This window comes from Streptomyces racemochromogenes (assembly GCF_044129415.1).
Taxonomy (GTDB): Bacteria; Actinomycetota; Actinomycetes; order Streptomycetales; family Streptomycetaceae; genus Streptomyces; species Streptomyces racemochromogenes_A.
The window spans coordinates 1-20,691 of the sequence record NZ_JBBDHD010000114.1; the positions used below are offsets into that span (position 1 = coordinate 1).

The window sequence follows — 20,691 nt, forward strand, 5'->3', positions numbered from 1 at the left end:
CCCCCCCCCCCCCCCCCCCCCCCCCCCCCCGCCCCCCCCCCCGCCCCCCCCCCCCGCCCCCCCCCCCCCCCCCCCCCCCGCCGCCGTCATCGGGCCGGACCGGTTCAGTGTTCGTCGGCCAGGATCAGGTAGAGCTTCTTGCGGGCGTCGTTGACGACCGCGAGCGCCTTCTCCCGCTGTTCGGGCGTGCCGGTCTTGAAGACCTGCCCGAAGGCCTCCATCAGGCCGACGCCGGCGGCACGGACCTCGTGCATCGCCTCGAAGTCGAAGCCGCGCCCGGCGTCCGCCCAGGGGGCGTCGGGGCCCGACTCGGCCTCGGTGCGGCCCGTGTCGGTGAGCGTGAACAGCTTCTTGCCGCCCTCGCTCGCACTGCTGATCAGCCCCTCGTCCTCCAGCAGCTGAAGGGTCGGGTAGACCGAGCCGGGGCTGGGCTTCCACGCCCCGCCGCTGCGCTCGCCGATCTCCTGGATCATCTCGTAACCGTGCATGGGCCGGTCGGCGAGCAGCGCCAGGATGGACGCGCGCACGTCGCCGCGCCTGGCCCTCCCGCGCGGGCCGCCGCGCCCGCCCCGTCCGCCGAAGGGCCCGCCGCCGAAGCCGGGCCCGAACGGCCCGAAAGCCGCGCGCAGCCCCCTGAACTCCTCCCGACGGTCCGGCCCGCAGTGGCCGTGACCCCGTCCGTGCTCATGTCCGTGGCCGTGCTGTCCGCGTGAACGCATCACCGCGCTCCTTTCGTCTCGTGTGTCCGCTTGACGTGTTTCACTATCGTTGATCCATCGCGATGCGTCAACGATATATCGGAAACTATCGGAGACGAAGGTGGCAACACCGCCCCCCACCTGCACCCATTGGGGTGGATTGCCAGGAGAACTCCTAGGCGACGCTCGTCCGCGCGTGCTGTTCTTGCCCCGCCCATCCATGGGAAGCCGACGAAAGGGGACATCCGTGCGCCACCAGGGACGGATCAGGAAGTGGCTCGCCGCCGCGGCCGGCGCGGCAGCGCTGCTCTCGGTACTGCCGGGGCCGGTGGCCACGGCCACCGCCGACGAGGCCCGGACGCTGGCGGGGAACGTCCTCAACCTCCACCAGTGCGTGTACCAGCCCACCCCCGGCGTCGACTACTTCACGACACTGGTGCCCAGTCGTGACGGCCGGTTCACGGCGGGCACGAACACCTCTGCCGCACCGGACCGGGAGCTCTCCTGCGGAGCGGGCGACGGCAACTACACGCCGGTCCGCCCCTGGTCCTCCTTCACCTCCCTGGACCTGGGCTCCGGGCGCTACCTGAACCTGCACCAGTGCGTCTACTACTCCGACCTCCAGCACGACCACCTCACAGTGATCCTCCCGGGCGGGGGCAGCGAGTGGAGCTCGGGAACCAACGTCTCGAACACCCCCGACACCCAGGTCTCGTGCGGCCCCGGCCGCGGGCTCTACTACCTGGTGCCCCTGCTGTCGTCCGTCAAGGCGCTGGACCTGACCGCCGGGCGCTACCTCAACCTCCAGCAGTGCCAGTACTACTCCAGCCGCCTCACCGACCACTTCACCACCTTCCTGCCGAGCGGTGACGGCCGCTTCACCACCGGCACGAAGGTCTCGGGTACGGCCGACACCGCCTACACCTGCGGCTCCGGGGACGGGAACTTCACCCTCATCCCCCTCCTGTCGGGCACCAAGGCCCTCTCGCGCACCTGACCGCCCCCGCCCCCGCCCCCGCGGCCCGCCCCGCGCCAAGGCCAGTCATCCCGGATTGGCCTTGGCGCGGATCCCCGCGGTCCCCCTACGGTCGGCCCCATGCGCATCCGAATCATCGACGCCTTCACCGACCGCCCCTTCCACGGCAACCCCGCGGGCGTCCTCCTCCTCGACGGCCCCTTCCCCCCGGACGCCTGGCTCCAGCAGGTCGCCGCGGAGGTCAACCTCTCCGAGACCGCCTTCGCCCACCCGCTGCCGCCCGGCGGGGACGCCGACTGGGCGCTGCGCTGGTTCACCCCCGCGGCCGAGGTCGACATGTGCGGCCACGCCACCCTCGCCACCGCGCACGCCCTCGCCGCCGGCGGCCTGGCCAAGGGGCTGATCCGCTTCACCGCCCGCTGCGGCGTCCTCACGGCCGAGGTGGCCGAGGACGGGACGATCACCATGGACTTCCCGACCTCCTCCCTCACCCCGGTCGAGCCGGACCCCGCGATCGCCCGCGCCCTCGGCGCCCCGATCACGTCCGTCCACGACACCTCCGCGCACATCGGCGACCTGGTGGTGGAGCTGGCCGACGAGCGGACCGTACGGGAGCTCGCCCCGGACTTCGCGGTCCTGCGCGGCCACTCCCGCCGCGGCGTGATCGTCACGGCGGCCGCCGAGGACCCCGCCCGCGGCTACGACTTCGTCAGCCGCGGCTTCTTCCCCGCGCTCGGCATCGACGAGGACCCGGTCACCGGCAGCGCGCACACCGCCCTCGCCCCGTTCTGGGCGGCGCGCACCGGCCGCACCGAGATGACCGGCCTCCAGGGCGGTACCCGCACGGGCCTGGTCCGGGTCCGCCTCGCGGGCGACCGCACCCTCCTGACCGGCCACGCGGTCACCGTCATCGACGGCGAACTGCACACCTCCCCCGAGGCCCCGTCCCTCTAGGGCGTCGGCAGCCAGCCGACCTTGCCGGCGAGCAGGGCGTATCCGCCGAAGGCGACGACGTCGAGCAGCGCGTGGGCGGCCACCAGCGGCCCGACGCGTCCCCAGCGCCGGTAGGCGAGGACGAAGACGACGCCCATCACCACGTTGCCGACGAACCCGCCGACCCCCTGGTAGAGGTGGTACGAGCCGCGCAGCAGGGAGCTGGCCAGCAGCGCGGCCGTGGGCGACCAGCCCAGCTGTCCGAGCCGGCGCAGCAGGTAGGCCAGCACGATGACCTCCTCCACCACGGCGTTCTGCACCGCGGAGAGGACCAGCACGGGGAACTTCCACCACACGTCGGGCAGCGCCTCCGGCACCACCGTCAGGTTGAAGCCGGTGGCGCGGGCCGCCAGGTAGAAGGCCAGCCCGGCGCTTCCGATGCCGGCGGCCACGAGCGCGCCCCGGGCCAGGTCCGGGCCGGGCCGCGTGCGGTCGAAGCCGAGCACCCGCAGCCCGGGCTCGCCCTCACGGGTGAGCAGGTGCGCGACGAGCAGGACGGGCACCAGGGCGGTGGTGATGCCGAACAGCTGCCAGGTGAGGTCGAGCCAGGGCCGCCCGGGCGCGTAGGAGCCGTTGAGGGTGGCGGCCTGGTCCTTGAGGCCGCCCGGCTTGGTGAGCGACCCGATGAAGCTGATGAGGGCCGAGACCCCGCTCGCTCCCAGCGACAGGGCGAGCACGAGCAGCGTCTCGGTGCGCAGGACGCTCCGCCGCCCGTCCTCGCGCGGCTCCACGACCACCGGCTCCGGCTCCGTCCGCACGCCCCGACTCCCGTCCTGCCCCGTCCGTCACGCTCCGACCACCCCATACTGCCTCCTCGGCGGCCGGACGGGATCACCGGGACGCGGCGGGCCGGGCGCGGGGGCCGGCCCCCGCGTTCAGCGGCGGACGGCGGCGCTCGCGTCCACCTCCTGTTCCTCCAGTCCCACCGGCCACGTGTGCACGGGTTCGCCCCGGTGCATCAGCTCGCTGTAGCGGCGGGTGGTGGCGGCCAGGGCGGCGTCCCGGTCCAGTCCCGCCGCGAGCGCGCGGTGGTACGTGTCCACCTGCCAGGTCGCCCCGTTCACCCGGCGCCGGCACCGCTCCTCGATGATCCCGAGATAGTGGTCCCGGTCGGCGGGCTCGATGCCCCAGGCGTCGAGGCCCGCCGCGGCCATCGGCAGCAGCTCGTCCAGCACCAGCCGCACCGCCGGCACGCTGACCAGTCCCCCCGACCGGCCCCTGCGCGGCCAGCGGATGCGGGCGTCGATCCCGTACCTGCAGGCGGCGTCGAAGTTGGCCTCCGCCTCCGCGAAGGGCATCCGGGTCCACACCGGGCGCTGCTCGTCCGCGAGGGTGCGTACCAGGCCGTAGTAGAAGGCGGCGTTGGCGACGACGTCGGCGACGGTGGGCCCGGCCGGCAGCACCCGGTTCTCCACCCGCAGGTGGGGCATGCCGTCGGCCACCCCGTAGACGGGCCGGTTCCACCGGTAGACCGTGCCGTTGTGCAGCACCAGCTCCTGGAGGCTGGGCACCCCGCCCTCGGCGAGCACCCGCAGCGGCTCCTCCTCGTCGCAGATGGGCAGGAGGGAGGGGAAGAAACGGACGTTCTCGGCGAAGAGCTCGTACACCGAGTCCACCCACTTCTCCCCGAACCAGGTGCGCGGCCGCACCCCCTGGGCCTGGAGCTCGGGCGGCCGGGTGTCGGTGGCCTGGGTGAACAGCGGCGGCCGCGACTCGCGCCACAGTTCGCGGCCGAACAGGAAGGGCGAGTTCGCGCCCACGGCTATCTGCACGGCGGTGACCGCCTGGGCGGCGTTCCACACGTCCGAGAACCGCGCCGGGGTGACCTGGAGGTGCAGCTGTACGGAGGTGCAGGCGGCCTCCGGGACGATCGACCCGGTGCTCCAGCTCAGCCGCTCGACCCCTTCGATCTCCAGCCGGAAGTCCTCTCCGCGCATCATCAGGATCTGCTCGTTGAGCAGCGAGTAGCGGTCCACGGCCGACAGGTTCGCCAGGGCCAGGTCGGCCCGGGTGATCGTCGGCAGGATCCCGATCATCACCACCCCGGCGTCGATCTCCGCGGCCTGCCGGTGGGCGTAGTGCAGGCCCGCGCTCAGCTCCTCCGCGAGCCGGTCGAATACCCGGCCGCCCAGCCGGTGCGGGAGTACGTTCACCTCCAGGTTGAACATTCCCAGTTCGGTCTGGAAATCGGGGCTCGCAATCCGCTCCAGTACCTGCGCATTCACCATGCGCGGCAAACCGTCGGCGCCCGCGAGATTCAGCTCGATCTCCAGTCCCATCATGTTCTTGGGGCGGTCGAACCTCTTCTCCGCCAGAAGCCGCTCCAGCCCCTCCAGGCACTCGTGGAGCTTCCTCCGATACCGATGCCGATCGGACAGGTCGAATCCGCCTGCCACGACCTTCTCCCCCATCGAAGCGTCCCTCCTGGAGTGGGCCCGGCCCGGGGTTACCGGGCGCACGTTACGGTCGATGATGCCCCGGGGCCGTGATCGATAACGCGGCGGGGAGCGGCTTGGCGGGGAGCGCACGCCGGTGTGGCCGGTTGGGCGCTCCGGCACATTCACGTGGCAAGTCGCGGTGTGCACATTCCTTATGGGTTTTGCCTGTTCATGATTACCGGCACTTTCCAGCCGAGCCCCCTTCCGGTAACCTCCGAGGTCAGCGCGGTTCCTTCACGTGCGAACGGCATGAATACCATGACAGCGGGACCGGTAAGCGCCTTGTCGGCAATAGGCGGGACAGCTAGCCGAAACACTGCGTGAACACATGTCGTATAAACTCCGCAAACGAGGCAGAGAGTTGGCGCGCGGCCATTGCCCCAATGCCCACCTCTGACCCCAGAATGCGACAGCTCCGTCCGCACCTTCCCCCGCACCACCGGTCTCCCAAGTGAGAGGCGACCCACCATGCCGCTGCATGTCCCCCCGGCTCCCGCGCCCGCCCTGCGCAGCGTCCTCGCGGCACTCGGTTCTCCCACCGCCGTCCACGAGGCACGCACCCCCTCCCTGCGCGCGACCGCGGGCCCGCTGACAGCCGAGCTCCCCCTTCCGGTCCATGTGCTCGACCGCCTGAGCATGGCCGGTCGCGCGGCCGACGGCAGGCCGCCCCGCACCCGCCTGACCGGCTGGCGGTTCCTGATCCGCAGCGGCGACCGCTTCGTGGCGGCGGCCGACACCCGCCTCACCCCGGACGGCTGGGCCTTCTCGCACTTCTTCGAGGGCCCCTACGTCGCCGCCACCGAGCGCGCCCTGCGCCAGGCGGAACAGCTCGGCAAGAGCTACCAGCCCCGGCTGCTGTCCGTACCGGAGCTGTACATGCTGACCCTGTGGCTGCACGGGGCGGTCGGCGCCGACGCCGCAGCGGGTCTGCCGGCGGCGTCCGACCTGCTGGTGCCGCTGGCCCCGGCCCCGCCCGGGATCGCCCCCTACCGGCCGCACCCCTTCTCGGAACTGCTCCCCCTCCTGACCCACCGGCTGACCCCGGCAGCACCGCCGGCCCCGCCCGTCCCGCCCACCCTGGCGGCCCCCGCGGCCTGAACGGCCCCTTCCGCCGACGGCGCGGCCCGCGCTCCGGGCCGCGCCGTCGGCATGCCCGCACCCGGCCCGCAGGCCCCGGCGGGGGTCCCACCCGCATGACCCATTCGGCCTAGTCCTCCGGGACCATCCGCGAACCATCCGAAAGGACGGGGCAGTTGGCTTGAACCGCCCGCACGAGTGATGCGTCCTCAATCCATGAGGACTGCTGCCGGGAAATCCCTGCGAAGCAGCCGTCATGGGGGAAGACTGAGGACATCCTCCCCGCAGGTGCGGGGACGACCCAGGGGGACGGCCATGAATCACGCATCGAGCCGTAGCGAACAGACCCGCGAACAGACCACACCGCAGCGAAAGAACGCATCCATGTGCCAGCACCAGCCTGCCTGCCCGTCATCAGACTCCGCCGACCGGGAGGCCGCACGCCCGGTGGCCAACCACCCGGAACAGGGCTGGAGTCTGCTGTGCAACGGCGTCCTGCTCTTCGAGGACACCGGTGAGCTGCTGCCGGACGGCAAGATCATCGCTCCGCACCGCCCGCTCGCGGCGGCCTGAGCCCGCACCGCACGCCCAAGGAACGCACGAACGCACGAACGCGGAAAGGGGCCGGCCCCGGAGCGCAAAGCTCCGGGGCCGGCCCCTTCGGCGTGGGATCAGTTGTCGTACTCGTCCAGCGGCGGGCAGGAGCACACCAGGTTGCGGTCACCGAAGGCACCGTCGATCCGGCGCACCGGCGGCCAGTACTTCTCGGCGGCGGAGACGCCACCGGGGAAGACCGCCTCGTCGCGGGTGTACGGGTGGTTCCACTCGCCGCCCAGCGACGCCGCCGTGTGCGGGGCGTTGGTCAGCGGGTTGTCGTCCGCCGGCCACTCGCCGCCCGCGACCCGCTCGATCTCCGCGCGGATGGCGATCATCGCGTCGCAGAAGCGGTCGATCTCGGCGAGGTCCTCGGACTCCGTCGGCTCGATCATCAGCGTGCCCGCCACCGGGAAGGACATGGTGGGGGCGTGGAAGCCGTAGTCGATCAGGCGCTTGGCGATGTCGTCGACGCTGACGCCGGTCTCCTTCGACAGCGGGCGCAGGTCGATGATGCACTCGTGCGCGACCAGGTCGCCCGGGCCGGTGTAGAGCACCGGGTAGTGCGGCTCCAGGCGCTTGGCGATGTAGTTGGCGCCGAGCACCGCCACCTGAGTGGCGCGCTTGAGGCCCTCGCCGCCCATCAGGCGCACGTACGACCAGGAGATCGGCAGGATGCCCGCCGAGCCCCAGGGCGCCGCCGAGATCGGGCCGACGCCCGTCTCCGGACCGGCGGTCGGCTGGAGCGGGTGGTTGGGCAGGTACGGGGCCAGGTGCGCGCGGACGCCGACCGGGCCGACGCCCGGGCCGCCGCCGCCGTGCGGGATGCAGAAGGTCTTGTGCAGGTTCAGGTGCGAGACGTCGCCGCCGAAGTGACCCGGCTTCGCCAGGCCCACCAGGGCGTTCAGGTTGGCGCCGTCCACGTAGACCTGGCCGCCCGCCTCGTGCACCCGGGCGCAGATGTCGGCGACGTGCTCCTCGAAGACGCCGTGCGTCGAGGGGTACGTGATCATGAGCACGGCCAGCTCGTCGCGGTGCTGCTCGATCTTGGCGCGCAGGTCGTCGGTGTCCACCTCGCCGTCGTCGGCGGTCTTGACGACGACGACCTTCATGCCGGCCATCACGGCGCTCGCGGCGTTGGTGCCGTGCGCGGAGGACGGGATGAGGCAGATGGTGCGCTGCTCGTCGCCGTTGGCGCGGTGGTAGGCGCGGACGGCCAGCAGGCCGGCGAGCTCGCCCTGGGAGCCGGCGTTCGGCTGGATGGAGACCTTGTCGTAGCCGGTGACCTCGCAGAGACGTTCCTCCAGCTCGCTGATGAGCGTGAGGTAACCGCCGGCCTGCTCGACCGGGGCGAAGGGGTGCAGCTGGCCGAACTCGGGCCAGGTGACCGGCTCCATCTCGGTGGTCGCGTTGAGCTTCATGGTGCAGGAGCCCAGCGGGATCATGCCGCGGTCCAGCGCGTAGTCCTTGTCCGAGAGCTTGCGCAGGTAACGCAGCATCGCGGTCTCGGAGCGGTGCTGGTGGAAGACCGGGTGGGTCAGGTACGCGTCCGAGCGCAGCAGGGCCTCGGGCAGCGCGTCGGCCGTGGTGGCGTCCAGGGCCTCGATGTCCGCGGAGACGCCGAAGGCGGACCAGACGGCCTCGATGTCGGCGCGCAGGGTGGTCTCGTCACAGGAGACGGAGACGTGGTCGGCGTCGGCCTGGTACAGGTTGACCCCGGCCTCGCGGGCGGCGGCGACGACCTCGGCGGCCTTGCCGGGGACCCGGGCCGTGACGGTGTCGAAGAAGGAGCCGTGCACCAGCTCGACCCCGCCGGCCGTCAGGCCCGCGGCGAGCAGCGCGGCGTAACGGTGGGTGCGGCGGGCGATCGTCTTCAGGCCGTCCGGGCCGTGGTAGACGGCGTACATGCCGGCCATGACGGCGAGCAGCACCTGCGCGGTACAGATGTTGCTGGTGGCCTTCTCGCGGCGGATGTGCTGCTCGCGGGTCTGCAGGGCCAGGCGGTAGGCCTTGTTGCCGTCCGCGTCCACGGAGACGCCGACGAGGCGGCCGGGCAGGGAGCGGGCGTGCTTGGCCTGGACGGCCATGTAGCCGGCGTGCGGGCCGCCGAAGCCCATCGGGACGCCGAAGCGCTGGGTGGTGCCGACGGCGATGTCCGCGCCGAGGGCGCCCGGGGAGGTCAGCAGGGTCAGCGCGAGCAGGTCGGCGGAGACCGTGACGATCGCGCCGAGCTCGTGGGCCTGGTCGATGACGGCCTTGATGTCGCGGACGGCACCGGAGGCGCCCGGGTACTGGAGGAGCACACCGTAGACGCCGCGCTCGGCGATCTCGGCGGGGATGCCCTCGGAGAGGTCCGCGACGACGACCTCGATGCCGATCGGCTCGGCGCGGGTCTCGATGACGGCGATGGTCTGCGGCAGCGCGTCGGCGTCGACGAGGAAGACGTTGCCCTTGACCTTGCCCACGCGGCGGGCCAGCGTCATGGCCTCGGCGGCGGCGGTGCCCTCGTCCAGCAGGGAGGCGCCGGAGGTCGGCAGTCCGGTCAGTTCGGCGACGACCGTCTGGAAGTTCAGCAGCGCCTCCAGGCGGCCCTGCGAGATTTCCGGCTGGTACGGGGTGTAGGCCGTGTACCAGGCCGGGTTCTCCATGACGTTGCGCAGGATCACCGGCGGCGTGAAGGTCCCGTAGTAGCCGAGGCCGATCATCGACGTCAGGACCTGGTTGCGGTCGGCGAGCGAGCGCAGCTCGGCGAGCACCTCGGCCTCGGTCCGCGCCTGGGGCAGGTTCAGCGCGTCGGCGGTCTTGATCACATCCGGTACCGCGGCGGCGGTCAGCTCGTCGAGGGAGCCGTAGCCCACCTGGGCGAGCATCTTCGCCTGCGCCTCGGCATCCGGGCCGATGTGACGCTGCTCGAAGGGGATGCCCCGTTCGAGCTGGGAGAGCGGAATGCGGTTGGCGGTCATTACGGAGGCCTCCTGGTCGTATGACCTGCGAGGGGCACCACGGCGCGGGCACCCGGACGGCCTCCCCCTCTGTCATCTCAACCTGAGAGCTTCACCGGAGTCTCGGGGGTCGCCCGTCGTCCGGCTTTCACCGTCGGTGAGGAGTGGGGACCGGCACTGTGCGCCCGGCACCCGCTCCTGCTTTCCAGAGTGGCCTCGTCGCGTGCGGTACGTATGCCTGAGAGATTCCGGGGAGGATTTGCTCCTTCGGCGCCTCCGTCGAGCTCATTCGGAGGACTCTCCCGCACAGGGTCAACAGCCGTCACCCAGCCTACCAGCGAGGATCTGGACCCTCCCTCAAGTGGCCCCTGATCCGAATATGCACTTTTGTAGTCATTACGGATGACTGCGACCACGTGGAGGGACCGTGCAGACCGACATCGATCCGCGCAGCCTGATCGGCCGCAAGGCGTTCGACCGGAACGGGGCCAAGATCGGCACCGTGGACGAGGTCTACCTCGACGACGCCACCGGGGTCCCGGAGTGGGCCGCGGTCCGCACCGGCCTGTTCGGCCGGGACGCCTTCGTCCCGCTGGAGCCGAGCGAGGTCGTCGGAGAGGTACTGCGGGTCCCGTTCGAACGCTCACTGATCAAGGACGCGCCCGACTTCGGCGTGGGCCGGCACCTCTCCCCCGAGCAGGAGCTCCAGCTCTACCACCACTACGGCCTGGACGTCGCCCTGCCCGCCGACTTCCACCTCCCTCCGCCGGAGACCCCGTGAGCTAGGCGGTCTCTTCCGGAGCGGGCCCTCCCACGAGGGGCAGCGGGTCGGAGGCCTCCAGCTCGGGGTCGTCGACCAGGAAGGTGCGGACCCTCCCGGGCGGCGAGCCGGGCTGCTCGAAGCGCACGGTCACCCGGCCCACTCCGCTGCCCTGAACCCACCCGGGGCCGTACACCGCGTGCCGTACGTCGCTGCCCGCGGGCCAGTGCCGCACAGCGGCGGCCTGCGGGCCCTCCCCGGACGCCGCGGCGCCCCCGTCCACCCCGGGGGCCACCGGGGGCCCTGGAGACCCGTGGGCGCCCGTTTCCCCGTCGGCCTCCTCCGCCTCCCCGGTCCCGTCCGACGGGACGGCGCCGAGCGCCTGGGCGAAGAGGTCCTCCTGCGTGTAGTCCGCGAGCCCGGTGACGCCCACCCCCAGCAGCCGCACCCCGCCGGTGGTGTCGACGCCCTCCAGCAGCCGCGCGGCCGCCTCCCGCACCACCGCCGGATCGTCGGTGGGTCCGCGCAGGGTCTCGGAGCGGGTCAGGGTGGAGAAGTCGTAGCGGCGCACCTTCAGGACGATCGTCCGCCCCGAGTGCCCGGAGGCCCGCAGCCGGCCCACGCACCGGTCGGCGAGCCGCTGCACCTCCAGGCGGATCCGCACCCGGTCGTGCAGGTCCACGTCGAAGGTGTCCTCCACCGACACCGACTTGGCGTCCCGCTCCGCGACCACCGGGCGGTCGTCCAGGCCCAGCGCCATCCGGTAGAGGCCCACCCCGTGCGCCCGCCCCACCATCCGGACCAGTTCGTCCTCACCGGCCTCGGCCAGCTCCCCCACCGTGGTGATCCCGGCCCGGCGCAGGTGTTCCCCGGTGGCGGGGCCGACGCCGGGCAGGGTCCGCACCGACATCGGGGCGAGCAGCTCGCGCTCCGTCCCGGGTTCGATCAGCAGCAGCCCGTCCGGCTTGGCCTCCTCGGAAGCCACCTTGGCCAGCATCTTCGATCCGGCCAGCCCGACCGAGCCGCTGAGCCCCGTGGCGGCCGTGATGTCGGCCCGCAATCGCTCGCCCGTGGCGCGGGCGCTCGCCGAGTCGAAGGCCCGGCCGCCCGCCTCCAGGTCCACGAAGGCCTCGTCCAGGCTGAGGGGCTCCACCAGCGGCGACAGCTCGCGCAGCAGGCCCATGACGATCTCGCTCACCTCGCGGTAGAGCAGGAAGCGGGGGATCAGGTAGGCGCCGTTGGGACAGAGCCGGCGGGCCTGGGCGGTCGGCATCGCCGAGTGCACCCCGAAGCGCCTGGCCTCGTACGAGGCGGTGGCCACCACCCCGCGCGGGCCGAGCCCGCCGACGATCACGGCCTTCCCGCGCAGGCTGGGCTTCGACGCCTGCTCCACGGAGGCGTAGAAGGCGTCCATGTCCAGGTGCAGGATGGTCGGGGCGGTTCTCACGTCACCGATGCTGCCTCATGCCACTGACAACGCGGTGATCTTCCCGGCCCGCGCCCGGCGGTCCCGCCCGCCGCGTCCGCGCGGGCGTCAGCCGGCCCGGTTGCGGCGGGCGGCGAGCTCGTCGGCCGGGTTGTGGCCGACGACGGTCTCCCCCGTGTCCACGCGCTCCCCGTGCAGCTGCGACAGCGCGTTCTCCACGTCGCGCCAGACCACGCCCACCGCGATGCCGAAGACGCCCTGGCCGCCCTGGAGCAGGCTCACGACCTGGTCGGGGGAGGTGCACTCGTACACGGTCGCGCCGTCGCTCATCAGCGTCATGCGCTCCAGGTCCGAGAAGCCCCGGCCGCGCAGGTGCTGCACGGCGGTGCGGATGTTCTGGAGGGCCACCCCGGTGTCCAGGAAGCGCTTCACGATCTTGAGCACGACGACGTCGCGGAAGCTGTACAGCCGCTGGGTGCCCGACCCGTAGGCGGGCCGGACGCTGGGCTCCACCAGCCCGGTGCGCGCCCAGTAGTCCAACTGCCGGTACGTGATGCCGGCGGCGGCGCAGGCCGTGGGTCCGCGATAGCCGACCTGCTCGGGCCCCGGGGCGTCGTCCACCGGTCCGACCGGCTTCGACGCCGGCTGACGGTGCGCGGCACCCGGGCCGCCGCCGAGCAGCGGGGACGGCCCACCGTCACTCCGTACGGGGACTCCCCCGGTCGTACCGTCGCCCGTGATCCTCACGCCGACCCTCCGTCCTTGACCTGCCACCTTGAAGGTAGGCAGTGACCAGGGGTGCGTCAACGATCGCCACACTCGGCACGCCGAGTGATAATCACCCTGAGAGTGGTTTCCCGTACCCCGTTGCGGGGAAAGGCTAGTCGAATGGGCTGAAAGTTCCCGGTGGGCGCCGCGACCCGCGCGGCGCGGGCTTCCGGCCCTACTGGGGGCCCGTCCCGAAGTCCTCGGGAGAGATCTGGTCGAGGAACTCGCGGAACTTCTCCACCTCGTCCTCCTGCTCGTCGGGAATGGCGATTCCGGCGTCGTCCAGCACGCCGTCACTGCCGTAGATCGGCGTCCCCGTCCGCAGGGCCAGCGCTATGGCGTCGGAAGGCCGCGCGCTCACCTCGACGCCGCTGGCGAAGACCAGCTCCGCGTAGAAGACGCCCTCCCGCAGATCCGTGATCCGGACTTCGGTCAGCTCCTCGCCGACCGCCTCCAGCACGTCCTTGAACAGGTCGTGCGTCAGCGGCCTGGCCGGTGCCATCCCCTGCTGCGCGAAGGCGATGGCGGTCGCCTCCCCAGGACCGATCCAGATGGGGAGGTACCGGTCGCCTCCCACTTCACGCAGGAGCACGATCGGCTGGTTGGAGGGCATTTCCACCCGGACACCCACAACGTCGAGCTCGTTCACACAGCAACCCTAGGACCTGCTCGGCAGGTTTGGGTAGTCGGGGCCCGGTCGCGGCGTCCCGGTTCAGTGCGGGCGCAGCCCGAGAGCGGTCTGCACGAACGCCTCGTGGAGCCGTACGGAAAGCCCCGCGAGCTCCTTCATCGTGGCCTCGGCATGCGCCCTGGTCTGCGGATTGCGGTGCCGGCGCAACGGTGCGACCAGCTGTTCCACCAGGCCGGCCTCCCGGTCCGCCGCCGCCTTCACGGCCCGCAGGTGGCGCGGTTCGAGCCCGAACCCCCCGAGATCGGCGATCAAACGGGCGACGGTCACCGCCTCCGCGTCGAACCCGCCGCCGGGCGCCTCGGCGAGCAGCCCGAAGGACTCCCATTCGGCGAGCTGCGCCTCGTCCACCTCGGCGGCGGCGATCAGCTCGGCCCGCCCGACCCGGGCCACGGTCGGCCGCTCCCCGACCGCCTCCCCGAGGCCGGCGGAACCCCCGGGCGCCTCGACGGACTCGCCGTGCGCGGCCGGGGCCGGAATCCGGACCTGCTCGCCCCGGTCGAGCGCGTCGAGCTGCTCACGGATGACCTTCAGCGGCAGGTAGTGGTCGCGCTGGAGGCGCAGGACGCGGGCGAGCCGCTCCACGTCGTCGGTACTGAACTTGCGGTATCCGGAGGGCGTGCGCCGGGGCTCGACGAGCCCCTCCGCCTCCAGGAACCGGATCTTCGAGATCGTGACTTCGGGGAACTCGTCACGCAGCATGGTGAGCACCGTGCCGATGCTCACCAGCTGCCCGGACGAGCCGGCGGTGCCGGCGGCGCCCTTCTTCGGGGCGCCGCCGGTCGGGGTGCGCAGCATGGGACCTTCCCTCAGGAGGTCCCCCCGGGCCGGGCCCAGGGGGAGGTCAGACGCCCCGCAGGCTCGCGTAGAAGACCAGCCGGTACTTGCCGATCTGCACCTCGTCGCCGTTGTGCAGGGCGACCGAGTCGATCGGCTCGCGGTTCACGTACGTGCCATTGAGGCTGCCCACGTCGGCGACGGTGAAGCCGCCCTCGGGGCCCCGGCGGAACTCGACATGCAGCCGGGAGACGGTGACGTCGTCCAGGAAGATGTCGCTCTGCGGGTGACGGCCGGCCGTCGTCAGCTCGCCGTCCAGCAGGAAGCGGCTGCCCGAGTTGGGGCCGCGCCGCACGATGAGCAGGGCGGAGCCGGGGGGCAGCGCCTCCACCGCGGCCTGGGCCTCGGGGGAGAGCGAGGGCGAGACGTGCTGTCCGGTCGCTTCGGCCTCGTAGGCCTCCAGGCCCGAGATCGAGATGGTGGACGTGGTCTCCGAGGCGCGTTCCGGCGTCAGGCCCGGCCGCAACGGCGCACCGCAGTTGGAGCAGAAACGGCTCGCCGCGTCGCTGCGGTGCCCGCACCTGCCGCACGTCTGCCCCGCCGACACGGACGGCTCCTCGTGCCGCGGCTGCCCCGCGGAGGCGTTGGTGGCGTACGGGTCGGGGGCGTACCCTCCGCCCGCGTTCGGCGACGCAGGGTCCCCGAAGCCTATGCGCCCCGCAGCCGCGGGGTCGGCGGCCGCGCCGCCTCCCTGGCCGGCCACCTCGTCGCGGAAGAGCGGCCGGTCGCCCTGGCCCTCCCCCTCGCCGTGACCCGCACGGTGGCGTGCCGTACCGCTTTCTTCGCGGTTCTTCTTGCCGAACAACTTCTCAAACAACTTCACGGGCGATTCCCCTTGACCGAAACAGACCCGCCCGTGGGGCAGGACGAACTCCGCATACACACACCTGCCGACCCGGACATTCTGACAACGTCCGTAACCACCAGACAGTTTCCACCACGCACCGCGACTTCGGTGCGTCGACCCCCCGCAGGCGTCAGCCCGCGTGGGACCGTCCTCGCTCCGCCCCGTCTCACGGCGATGACGACCGAGCGTAGTCAGGCTGCTTCGCAGCCCGCAAGGCATCCACAACGATCTTCGCCGACCGTGTGACGGCGACCGTGGCCTGTTCCTTCTCCATGGTCTGCACGACACCGCCCGGGATGTTGAGCGCCGGCTCCAGATCCTGCGGTTTGCCGATCACCCTGAACTCATAGGGCTGTGTGATCTTCCTACCGTCGATCGCGACCCCGCCGCCCTCGTCCGAGAAGTACGAGCCCGCGCCGACGCGGACGCCGTTGATCTGGATCGCCTCGGCCCCGGCGGCCCGCAGCTCCTGGAGGGTGTCCAGCAGCTGGTCCGAGCGCACCTGGCCCTTGGCGTCGGTGATCCTCAGCGTGATCCCGGGGCCCTGTGCGGCCACGGTACCGGCCAGGATGCCCAGTTGCCGCTCCCGCTCCAGCGTCTGCTTGCGCGCCTCCTCGGCCTGGTTGGAACTGCTCTGCAGCTCCTTGCGCTGGTCGTCCAGCTTCTGCTTCTCGTCCTCCAGGCGCTTGGTCCGCCCGTCCAGCTCGTCGAGGATCCGTACGAGGTCCTCCTGGCGGGCACCGCGCAGCGGGGCGCTGGAGTCGCTGTTGGAGCGCACCTGGATCGCGAGCCCGAGCCCGAGGACGAACAGCAGCAGCGCGACGATCAGTTGGGCCCGGCTGAACCGGGGCGGCCACAGCCCGGCGGCCAGCCGCTGCCGTCCGGTCTCCTGCGGCTCCGGCGCCGGGGCGGGCGCCGCCGCCGGTCCCGGTTCCGGCTCCTCCTGCGGGGTGTTGTCCGTGCTCATCGGCCTCACGCCCGGAAGACGTGCCGGCGGATGGCCGCCGCGTTGGAGAAGATGCGGATGCCGAGGACGACGACCACGCCGGTCGACAGCTGCGAGCCGACGCCCAGCTTGTCGCCGAGGAAGACGATCAGCGCGGCGACGACCACGTTGGACAGGAACGACACCACGAAGACCTTGTCGACGAAGATCCCGTCCAGCATCGCGCGCAGACCGCCGAACACCGCGTCCAGGGCCGCCACCACGGCGATCGGCAGATAAGGCTCCACCACGGCCGGCACTTCGGGGCGGACGAGAAGTCCGACCACCACTCCCGCCAGGAGGCCCAGTACCGCGATCACGACGCACCCTTCTTCGGCTCTTCTGCTGTCGCCGTCCGCACGGTCAGGCTCGACGCGGCCGGCAGCTTCACCTCGTCCACCGGGGACAGGCTGTAGCGGATCCCGTAGCTCTCCTGCAGCACGTGCAGGTACTGCCCGTCCACGGAGTCCTGGAACGCGGTGCCGAGCCGTTTCCCGTCCCCGACCGCGAGGACCTCGTAGGGCGGCACCAGCGGCCTGTTGTCGACCAGTATCGCGTCACCGGCCGCCCTGATCGCCGACAACGCCGTCAGCCGCTGCCCGTTGATCGAGACGGCCTCCGCTCCGGACTGCCACAGCCCGTTGACGATGCGCTGCATGTCCCGGTCCCGGACCCGGCCGGTGTCCGAGAAGCCGGCGCTCTCGCGCGGGCCGCCTCCGCCGCCCGACGCGGACCCCTTGGCATCGTCCACCACCAGCTTGACGCCGGGACCGTGCACTTCGGTTGCACCGGAAAGCAGTGCCACGAGCTGGGCCTGCCGGCCGCCCTGCTGCTTGAGGGCCTCGCTCTGCCGGTCCGCGACCTCGGTCCGCAGCCGCTCGATGTCCCGTTCCAGGGTGTCGGCGTGCCGGTCAGCCCGCTCGACCCGGTCGATCAGCTCCTGGCGCTCCTTGGCCAGGACCGGGGCCGCCACCCGCGCCTGCGCCGCCCCCAGGGTGACGACCATGGCGGCCAGCACGAGCCCTGCGGCCAGCGCCAGCTTGGCCTTGAGGGTCCGCGGGAGCCCTGCCGTGCCGTCGGCCTCGCGCCGGGCCGAGGCTTCCGCATAGCCCTCGTCGAGGCTGTGGTCCATCACGTGGGTCAGCAGCGACATGGAAGCGTCCGGGCGCGCGGACGGCGTGGCCGGACTCCGGTTGTTGGACGGCTGCGACATGCCGCACATCGTCGCATGTCGGCGCCGCCCACACCCAATGCGGCCTCCGGCGGGCCGGGCCGGGTGACTCCCCGCACCCGGCCCGGTGTCCGGTCAGTGCTCGCCGGCTCCGTCGACGACCGCGGCCCACTCGTCCAGCAGCGCCTGCGCGGACGCGTCGTCGGGGCCCTCCGCCCACAGGTGGGTGACGGCTTCCGCCGGGTCCGGCAGGACCAGCGCCCACCGCCCGTCGGCCTCGACCACGCGCACGCCGTCGGTGGTGTCCACCTGCCGGTCGCCGGCCGCTTCCACGACCCGCCGCATGACGAGCCCCTTGGCCGCCCACGGGGTGGGCACGTCCCGCTTGAGGACGTGCGCCCGCGGGATGCGCGAGTCGATCTGGCTGAGCGTGAGCTGCGTGCGCGCGACCAGTCCGATGAGCTGCACGAAGGCCGCCGACCCGTCGAAGACGCTGCTGAACTCGGGGACGATGAACCCGCCCCGGCCGTCGCCGCCGAAGATCGTCGTCTCCTCGCGGCCCACCCGGGTCAGGTCGTCGGGCGAGGTCGTCGTCCACTCCACCTGGGTGCCGTGGTACGCCGCCACCTGCTCCGCGACCCGGGTCGTGGTGACCGGGAGGGCCACCTTGCCGCTGCGCTTCTCCGCCGCGACCAGGTCGAGCAGGACGAGCAGCGCCCGGTCGTCCTCGATGATCCGGCCGCGCTCGTCGACCAGGGAGATCCGCTCGCCGACCGGGTCGAACCGCACGCCGAAGGCCGCCCGCGCCGAGGCCACGATCTCCCCGAGCCGGACCAGGCCGGCGCGCCGGGACTCATGGCTCTCGGTCGGCCGGGACTCGTCGAGGCCCGGGTTGATCGTCAGTGCGTCCACCCCGAGCCGGCCGAGCAGGCTGGGCAGGACGAGCCCGGCGCTGCCGTTCGAGGCGTCCACGACCACCTTGAGCCCGGAGTCGGCGATGCCGGTGGTGTCCACCCGCCGGAGCAGGGAGCCCGTGTACGAGTCGAAGACGCTGGACGGGAACTGCAGGTCGCCGATCTCCCCGGGGAAGGCCCGGCGGTACTCCTGACGTGCGTAGACACGGTCCAGCTTGCGCTGCTGCGCCTGCGAGAGGTCCGCGCCCCGCTCGTCGAGGAACATGATGTCCACCGAGTCCGGCACCCCGGGCGAGGTCCGGATCATGATTCCGCCCGCCGCGCCGCGGGCCGTCTGCTGGCGGGCCACCGGCAACGGGACGTTCTCCAGGTCGCGCACGTCGATGGCGCTGGCCTGGAGGGCCGAGATCACGGCGCGCTTGAGCGCGCGGGCGCCTCGGGAGTGGTCACGCGCCGTGGTGACGATCGCCCCCTTCTTGAGGGTGGTGGCATACGCCCCGGCGAGCTTCACCACCAGCTCGGGGGTGATCTCCACGTTCAGGATCCCGGAGACGCCGCGCGCGCCGAACAGGTGGGCCTGGCCGCGCGACTCCCAGATCACGGAGGTGTTGACGAAGGCACCGGCCTCGATCGTCTTGAACGGGTAGACCCGGACGTTGCCCTGGACGATGGATTCCTCGCCGACGAGGCACTCGTCACCGATGACGGCCCCGTCCTCGATCCGGGCGGCCCGCATGATGTCGGTGTTCTTGCCGATGACGCAGCCGCGCAGGTTGCTGTGCGGCCCGATGTAGACGTTGTCGTGGACGACGGCCTTGTGCAGGAAGGCGCCGCTCTTGACGACGACGTTCGACCCGACGACGGTGTGCTCGCGTACCTCCGCCCCGGCCTCGACCTTGGCGTAGTCCCCGATGTACAGCGGCCCGCGCAGCACGGCGTCCGGGCTGACCTCGGCACCCTCGGCGACCCAGACGCCGGGCGAGATCTCGAAGCCGTCCATCTCGACCTGGACCTTGCCCTCCAGCACGTCGGCCTGCGCCTTGACGTAGCTCTCGTGGGTGCCCACGTCCTCCCAGTAGCCCTCGGCCACGTAGCCGTAGATCGGCCGGCCTTCCTTCATCAGCTGGGGGAAGACGTCGCCGGACCAGTCGACCGAGACGTCCGGGTCGACGTAGTCGAAGATCTCCGGCTCCATCACGTAGATGCCGGTGTTGATGGTGTCCGAAAAGACCTGCCCCCAGGTCGGCTTTTCGAGGAAGCGCTCGACCTTGCCCTCTTCGTCCACGATGGTGATGCCGAATTCCAGCGGGTTCGGCACCCGGGTGAGGCACACCGTGACGAGTGCGCCCTTCTCCTTGTGGAAGGTGATGAGGTCCGTGAGGTCGAAGTCGGTGAGCGCGTCGCCGGAGATGACCAGGAACGTGTCGTCCTTGAGGGCTTCCTCGGCGTTCTTCACGCTGCCGGCGGTGCCGAGTGGCTTCTCCTCGTTGGCGTAGGTGAGCTCCATTCCGAGCTCCTCGCCGTCACCGAAGTAGTTCTTGACGAGTGACGCCAGGAACTGAACCGTGACCACGGTCTCGCTGAGCCCATGCCGCTTGAGCAGCCTGAGCACGTGCTCCATGATCGGCCGGTTCGCCACCGGCAGGAGCGGCTTGGGCATGCTTGAGGTCATGGGGCGAAGCCGTGTTCCTTCGCCACCGGCCATCACGACGGCCTTCATGTCGGAAGAGTCCTCCTAGAGAGATGACGGTCTGGCCGACCTCACCCGTCCGGACGGTTGGTCCGCTACTCCTCCGCGTCAGCACCGGCGCCGAGCGAGCTCAATCGGCCGTGGCATCCGCCTTGACCAGACGACGGACTTGCACCACGTAAAGGATTCCTGCCCACCAATAGAGCGTTGTACCCCAACCTGCGAACGCCCATCCGAAAACGGACGCCATCCAGGCCAACCAACCCGTGCCGTCACTGAGGAGTAGCAGGGGGAAGGCGTACATCAGGTTGAAGGTGGCGGCCTTGCCGAGGAAGTTGACCTGGGGCGGCGGATAGCCGTGCCGGCGCAGGATCCACACCATGACCAGCAGCATCGCCTCACGGGCCAGCAGGGCGGCGGTGAGCCACAGTGGCAGAATGCCCCGGTAGGTGAGTCCGAACAGCGTGGTCAGGACGTAGAGCCGGTCGGCGGCGGGGTCCAGGAGCCGGCCCAGTTTGCTGATCTGGTTCCAGCGCCGCGCGAGTTTCCCGTCGAGGTAGTCACTGATACCGCTGAGCATGAGCACGAGCAGCGCCCAGCCGTCGTACTCCGCGAGGATGAGCCAGAGGAACAGCGGCACGCCCGCGAGGCGGGCCATGCTCAGGATGTTCGGAATGGTGAAAATTCGGTCAGTCTGGACCCGAGTCTCCTGGACCTCCACCCGGGGGCCTCCACTGTGACTGTAGAAATGTCGAATCTATGCTCCCCTGACCCTACAGGAGTCGACGGACCGCCCCGGAACGCAGAAAAGCCCCGCACCAGAGCTGGTGCGGGGCTTTCCCACAATGATTGTTCGGCGGCGTCCTACTCTCCCACAGGGTCCCCAC

Annotated in this window: 19 protein-coding genes and 1 riboswitch; of the genes, 5 read left to right on the forward strand and 14 right to left on the reverse strand. The window is 71.5% G+C overall.

Annotation, left to right across the window (positions count from 1 at the left end; translation table 11 throughout):
- Nucleotides 1-104 precede the first annotated feature (104 nt).
- Complete coding sequence (locus tag WDV06_RS29555; protein WP_395512863.1) at nucleotides 105-719, reverse strand: PadR family transcriptional regulator; 615 nt, start codon at nucleotides 717-719, stop codon at nucleotides 105-107.
- A gap of 226 nt (nucleotides 720-945) precedes the next feature.
- On the opposite strand from WDV06_RS29555, the gene WDV06_RS29560 reads away from it, so the two are divergent.
- Nucleotides 946-1,695, forward strand: a complete 750-nt coding sequence (locus WDV06_RS29560; RefSeq protein WP_395512864.1) for a hypothetical protein — start codon at nucleotides 946-948, stop codon at nucleotides 1,693-1,695.
- Nucleotides 1,696-1,794: 99 nt separating this feature from the next.
- A complete protein-coding gene (locus WDV06_RS29565) occupies nucleotides 1,795-2,628 on the forward strand; it encodes a PhzF family phenazine biosynthesis protein (protein ID WP_395512865.1) in 834 nt (277 codons plus the stop codon).
- Here WDV06_RS29565 and WDV06_RS29570 read toward each other — a convergent pair.
- Complete coding sequence (locus WDV06_RS29570; RefSeq protein ID WP_395512866.1) at nucleotides 2,625-3,425, reverse strand: CPBP family intramembrane glutamic endopeptidase; 801 nt, start codon at nucleotides 3,423-3,425, stop codon at nucleotides 2,625-2,627. The two genes, WDV06_RS29565 and WDV06_RS29570, sit on opposite strands and share 4 nt — an antisense overlap.
- Nucleotides 3,426-3,542: 117 nt before the next feature.
- Complete coding sequence (locus WDV06_RS29575; protein WP_395512867.1) at nucleotides 3,543-5,078, reverse strand: glutamate-cysteine ligase family protein; 1,536 nt, start codon at nucleotides 5,076-5,078, stop codon at nucleotides 3,543-3,545.
- A 495-nt stretch (nucleotides 5,079-5,573) separates the two neighbouring features.
- Between WDV06_RS29575 and WDV06_RS29580 the strand changes: the two genes are divergently transcribed.
- Nucleotides 5,574-6,203: a hypothetical protein gene (locus WDV06_RS29580; protein ID WP_395512868.1), complete on the forward strand. Its 630-nt coding sequence runs from the start codon at nucleotides 5,574-5,576 to the stop codon at nucleotides 6,201-6,203.
- A 363-nt stretch (nucleotides 6,204-6,566) separates the two neighbouring features.
- Entirely contained in the window at nucleotides 6,567-6,755 is a 189-nt protein-coding gene (locus WDV06_RS29585; protein WP_045948997.1) for a DUF5999 family protein, read from the forward strand.
- A 98-nt stretch (nucleotides 6,756-6,853) separates the two neighbouring features.
- Here WDV06_RS29585 and gcvP read toward each other — a convergent pair whose 3' ends face one another.
- Nucleotides 6,854-9,739, reverse strand: a complete 2,886-nt coding sequence (gcvP, locus tag WDV06_RS29590) for an aminomethyl-transferring glycine dehydrogenase (protein WP_395512869.1) — start codon at nucleotides 9,737-9,739, stop codon at nucleotides 6,854-6,856.
- Between the two features lie 195 nt (nucleotides 9,740-9,934).
- Nucleotides 9,935-10,033, reverse strand: a riboswitch (glycine riboswitch).
- A gap of 112 nt (nucleotides 10,034-10,145) precedes the next feature.
- On the opposite strand from gcvP, the gene WDV06_RS29595 reads away from it, so the two are divergent.
- Complete coding sequence (locus tag WDV06_RS29595) at nucleotides 10,146-10,499, forward strand: PRC-barrel domain-containing protein (protein WP_395512870.1); 354 nt, start codon at nucleotides 10,146-10,148, stop codon at nucleotides 10,497-10,499.
- A 1-nt stretch (nucleotide 10,500) separates the two neighbouring features.
- Here the strand turns inward: WDV06_RS29595 and WDV06_RS29600 are convergent, their stop codons facing one another.
- The 10 genes from WDV06_RS29600 to WDV06_RS29645 form a co-directional block, all read right to left on the reverse strand.
- Nucleotides 10,501-11,925, reverse strand: a complete 1,425-nt coding sequence (locus WDV06_RS29600; RefSeq protein WP_395512871.1) for a DNA polymerase IV — start codon at nucleotides 11,923-11,925, stop codon at nucleotides 10,501-10,503.
- Between the two features lie 87 nt (nucleotides 11,926-12,012).
- Nucleotides 12,013-12,651, reverse strand: a complete 639-nt coding sequence (locus tag WDV06_RS29605; RefSeq protein ID WP_395512872.1) for a MerR family transcriptional regulator — start codon at nucleotides 12,649-12,651, stop codon at nucleotides 12,013-12,015.
- 196 nt (nucleotides 12,652-12,847) lie between these two features.
- The gene (locus WDV06_RS29610) at nucleotides 12,848-13,321 is read right to left on the reverse strand and encodes a bifunctional nuclease family protein (protein ID WP_007262890.1); all 474 of its coding nucleotides are present in this window, start codon (nucleotides 13,319-13,321) and stop codon (nucleotides 12,848-12,850) included.
- A 63-nt stretch (nucleotides 13,322-13,384) separates the two neighbouring features.
- Nucleotides 13,385-14,158 carry a transcriptional regulator FtsR gene (gene ftsR / locus WDV06_RS29615; protein WP_395512873.1) on the reverse strand — a complete coding sequence of 258 codons (774 nt, stop codon included), beginning with the start codon at nucleotides 14,156-14,158 and terminating at the stop codon, nucleotides 13,385-13,387.
- Nucleotides 14,159-14,204: 46 nt separating this feature from the next.
- On the reverse strand, nucleotides 14,205-15,080 hold the full coding sequence (locus WDV06_RS29620) for an FHA domain-containing protein (RefSeq protein WP_395512874.1): 876 nt from the start codon (nucleotides 15,078-15,080) through the stop codon (nucleotides 14,205-14,207).
- Nucleotides 15,081-15,210: 130 nt separating this feature from the next.
- Complete coding sequence (locus tag WDV06_RS29625) at nucleotides 15,211-16,011, reverse strand: DUF881 domain-containing protein (RefSeq protein ID WP_395512875.1); 801 nt, start codon at nucleotides 16,009-16,011, stop codon at nucleotides 15,211-15,213.
- A 5-nt stretch (nucleotides 16,012-16,016) separates the two neighbouring features.
- Nucleotides 16,017-16,349 (reverse strand): small basic family protein, encoded by a 333-nt coding sequence (locus WDV06_RS29630; RefSeq protein ID WP_007262894.1) that lies wholly within the window; start codon nucleotides 16,347-16,349, stop codon nucleotides 16,017-16,019.
- Nucleotides 16,346-17,251: a DUF881 domain-containing protein gene (locus WDV06_RS29635; RefSeq protein ID WP_395512876.1), complete on the reverse strand. Its 906-nt coding sequence runs from the start codon at nucleotides 17,249-17,251 to the stop codon at nucleotides 16,346-16,348. The genes WDV06_RS29630 and WDV06_RS29635 overlap by 4 nt, the downstream gene beginning before the upstream one ends.
- Nucleotides 17,252-17,335: 84 nt before the next feature.
- Nucleotides 17,336-19,834, reverse strand: a complete 2,499-nt coding sequence (locus tag WDV06_RS29640; RefSeq protein WP_395512877.1) for a sugar phosphate nucleotidyltransferase — start codon at nucleotides 19,832-19,834, stop codon at nucleotides 17,336-17,338.
- 100 nt (nucleotides 19,835-19,934) lie between these two features.
- Nucleotides 19,935-20,525, reverse strand: a complete 591-nt coding sequence (locus WDV06_RS29645; protein WP_395512878.1) for a CDP-alcohol phosphatidyltransferase family protein — start codon at nucleotides 20,523-20,525, stop codon at nucleotides 19,935-19,937.
- Nucleotides 20,526-20,691: the final 166 nt, after the last annotated feature.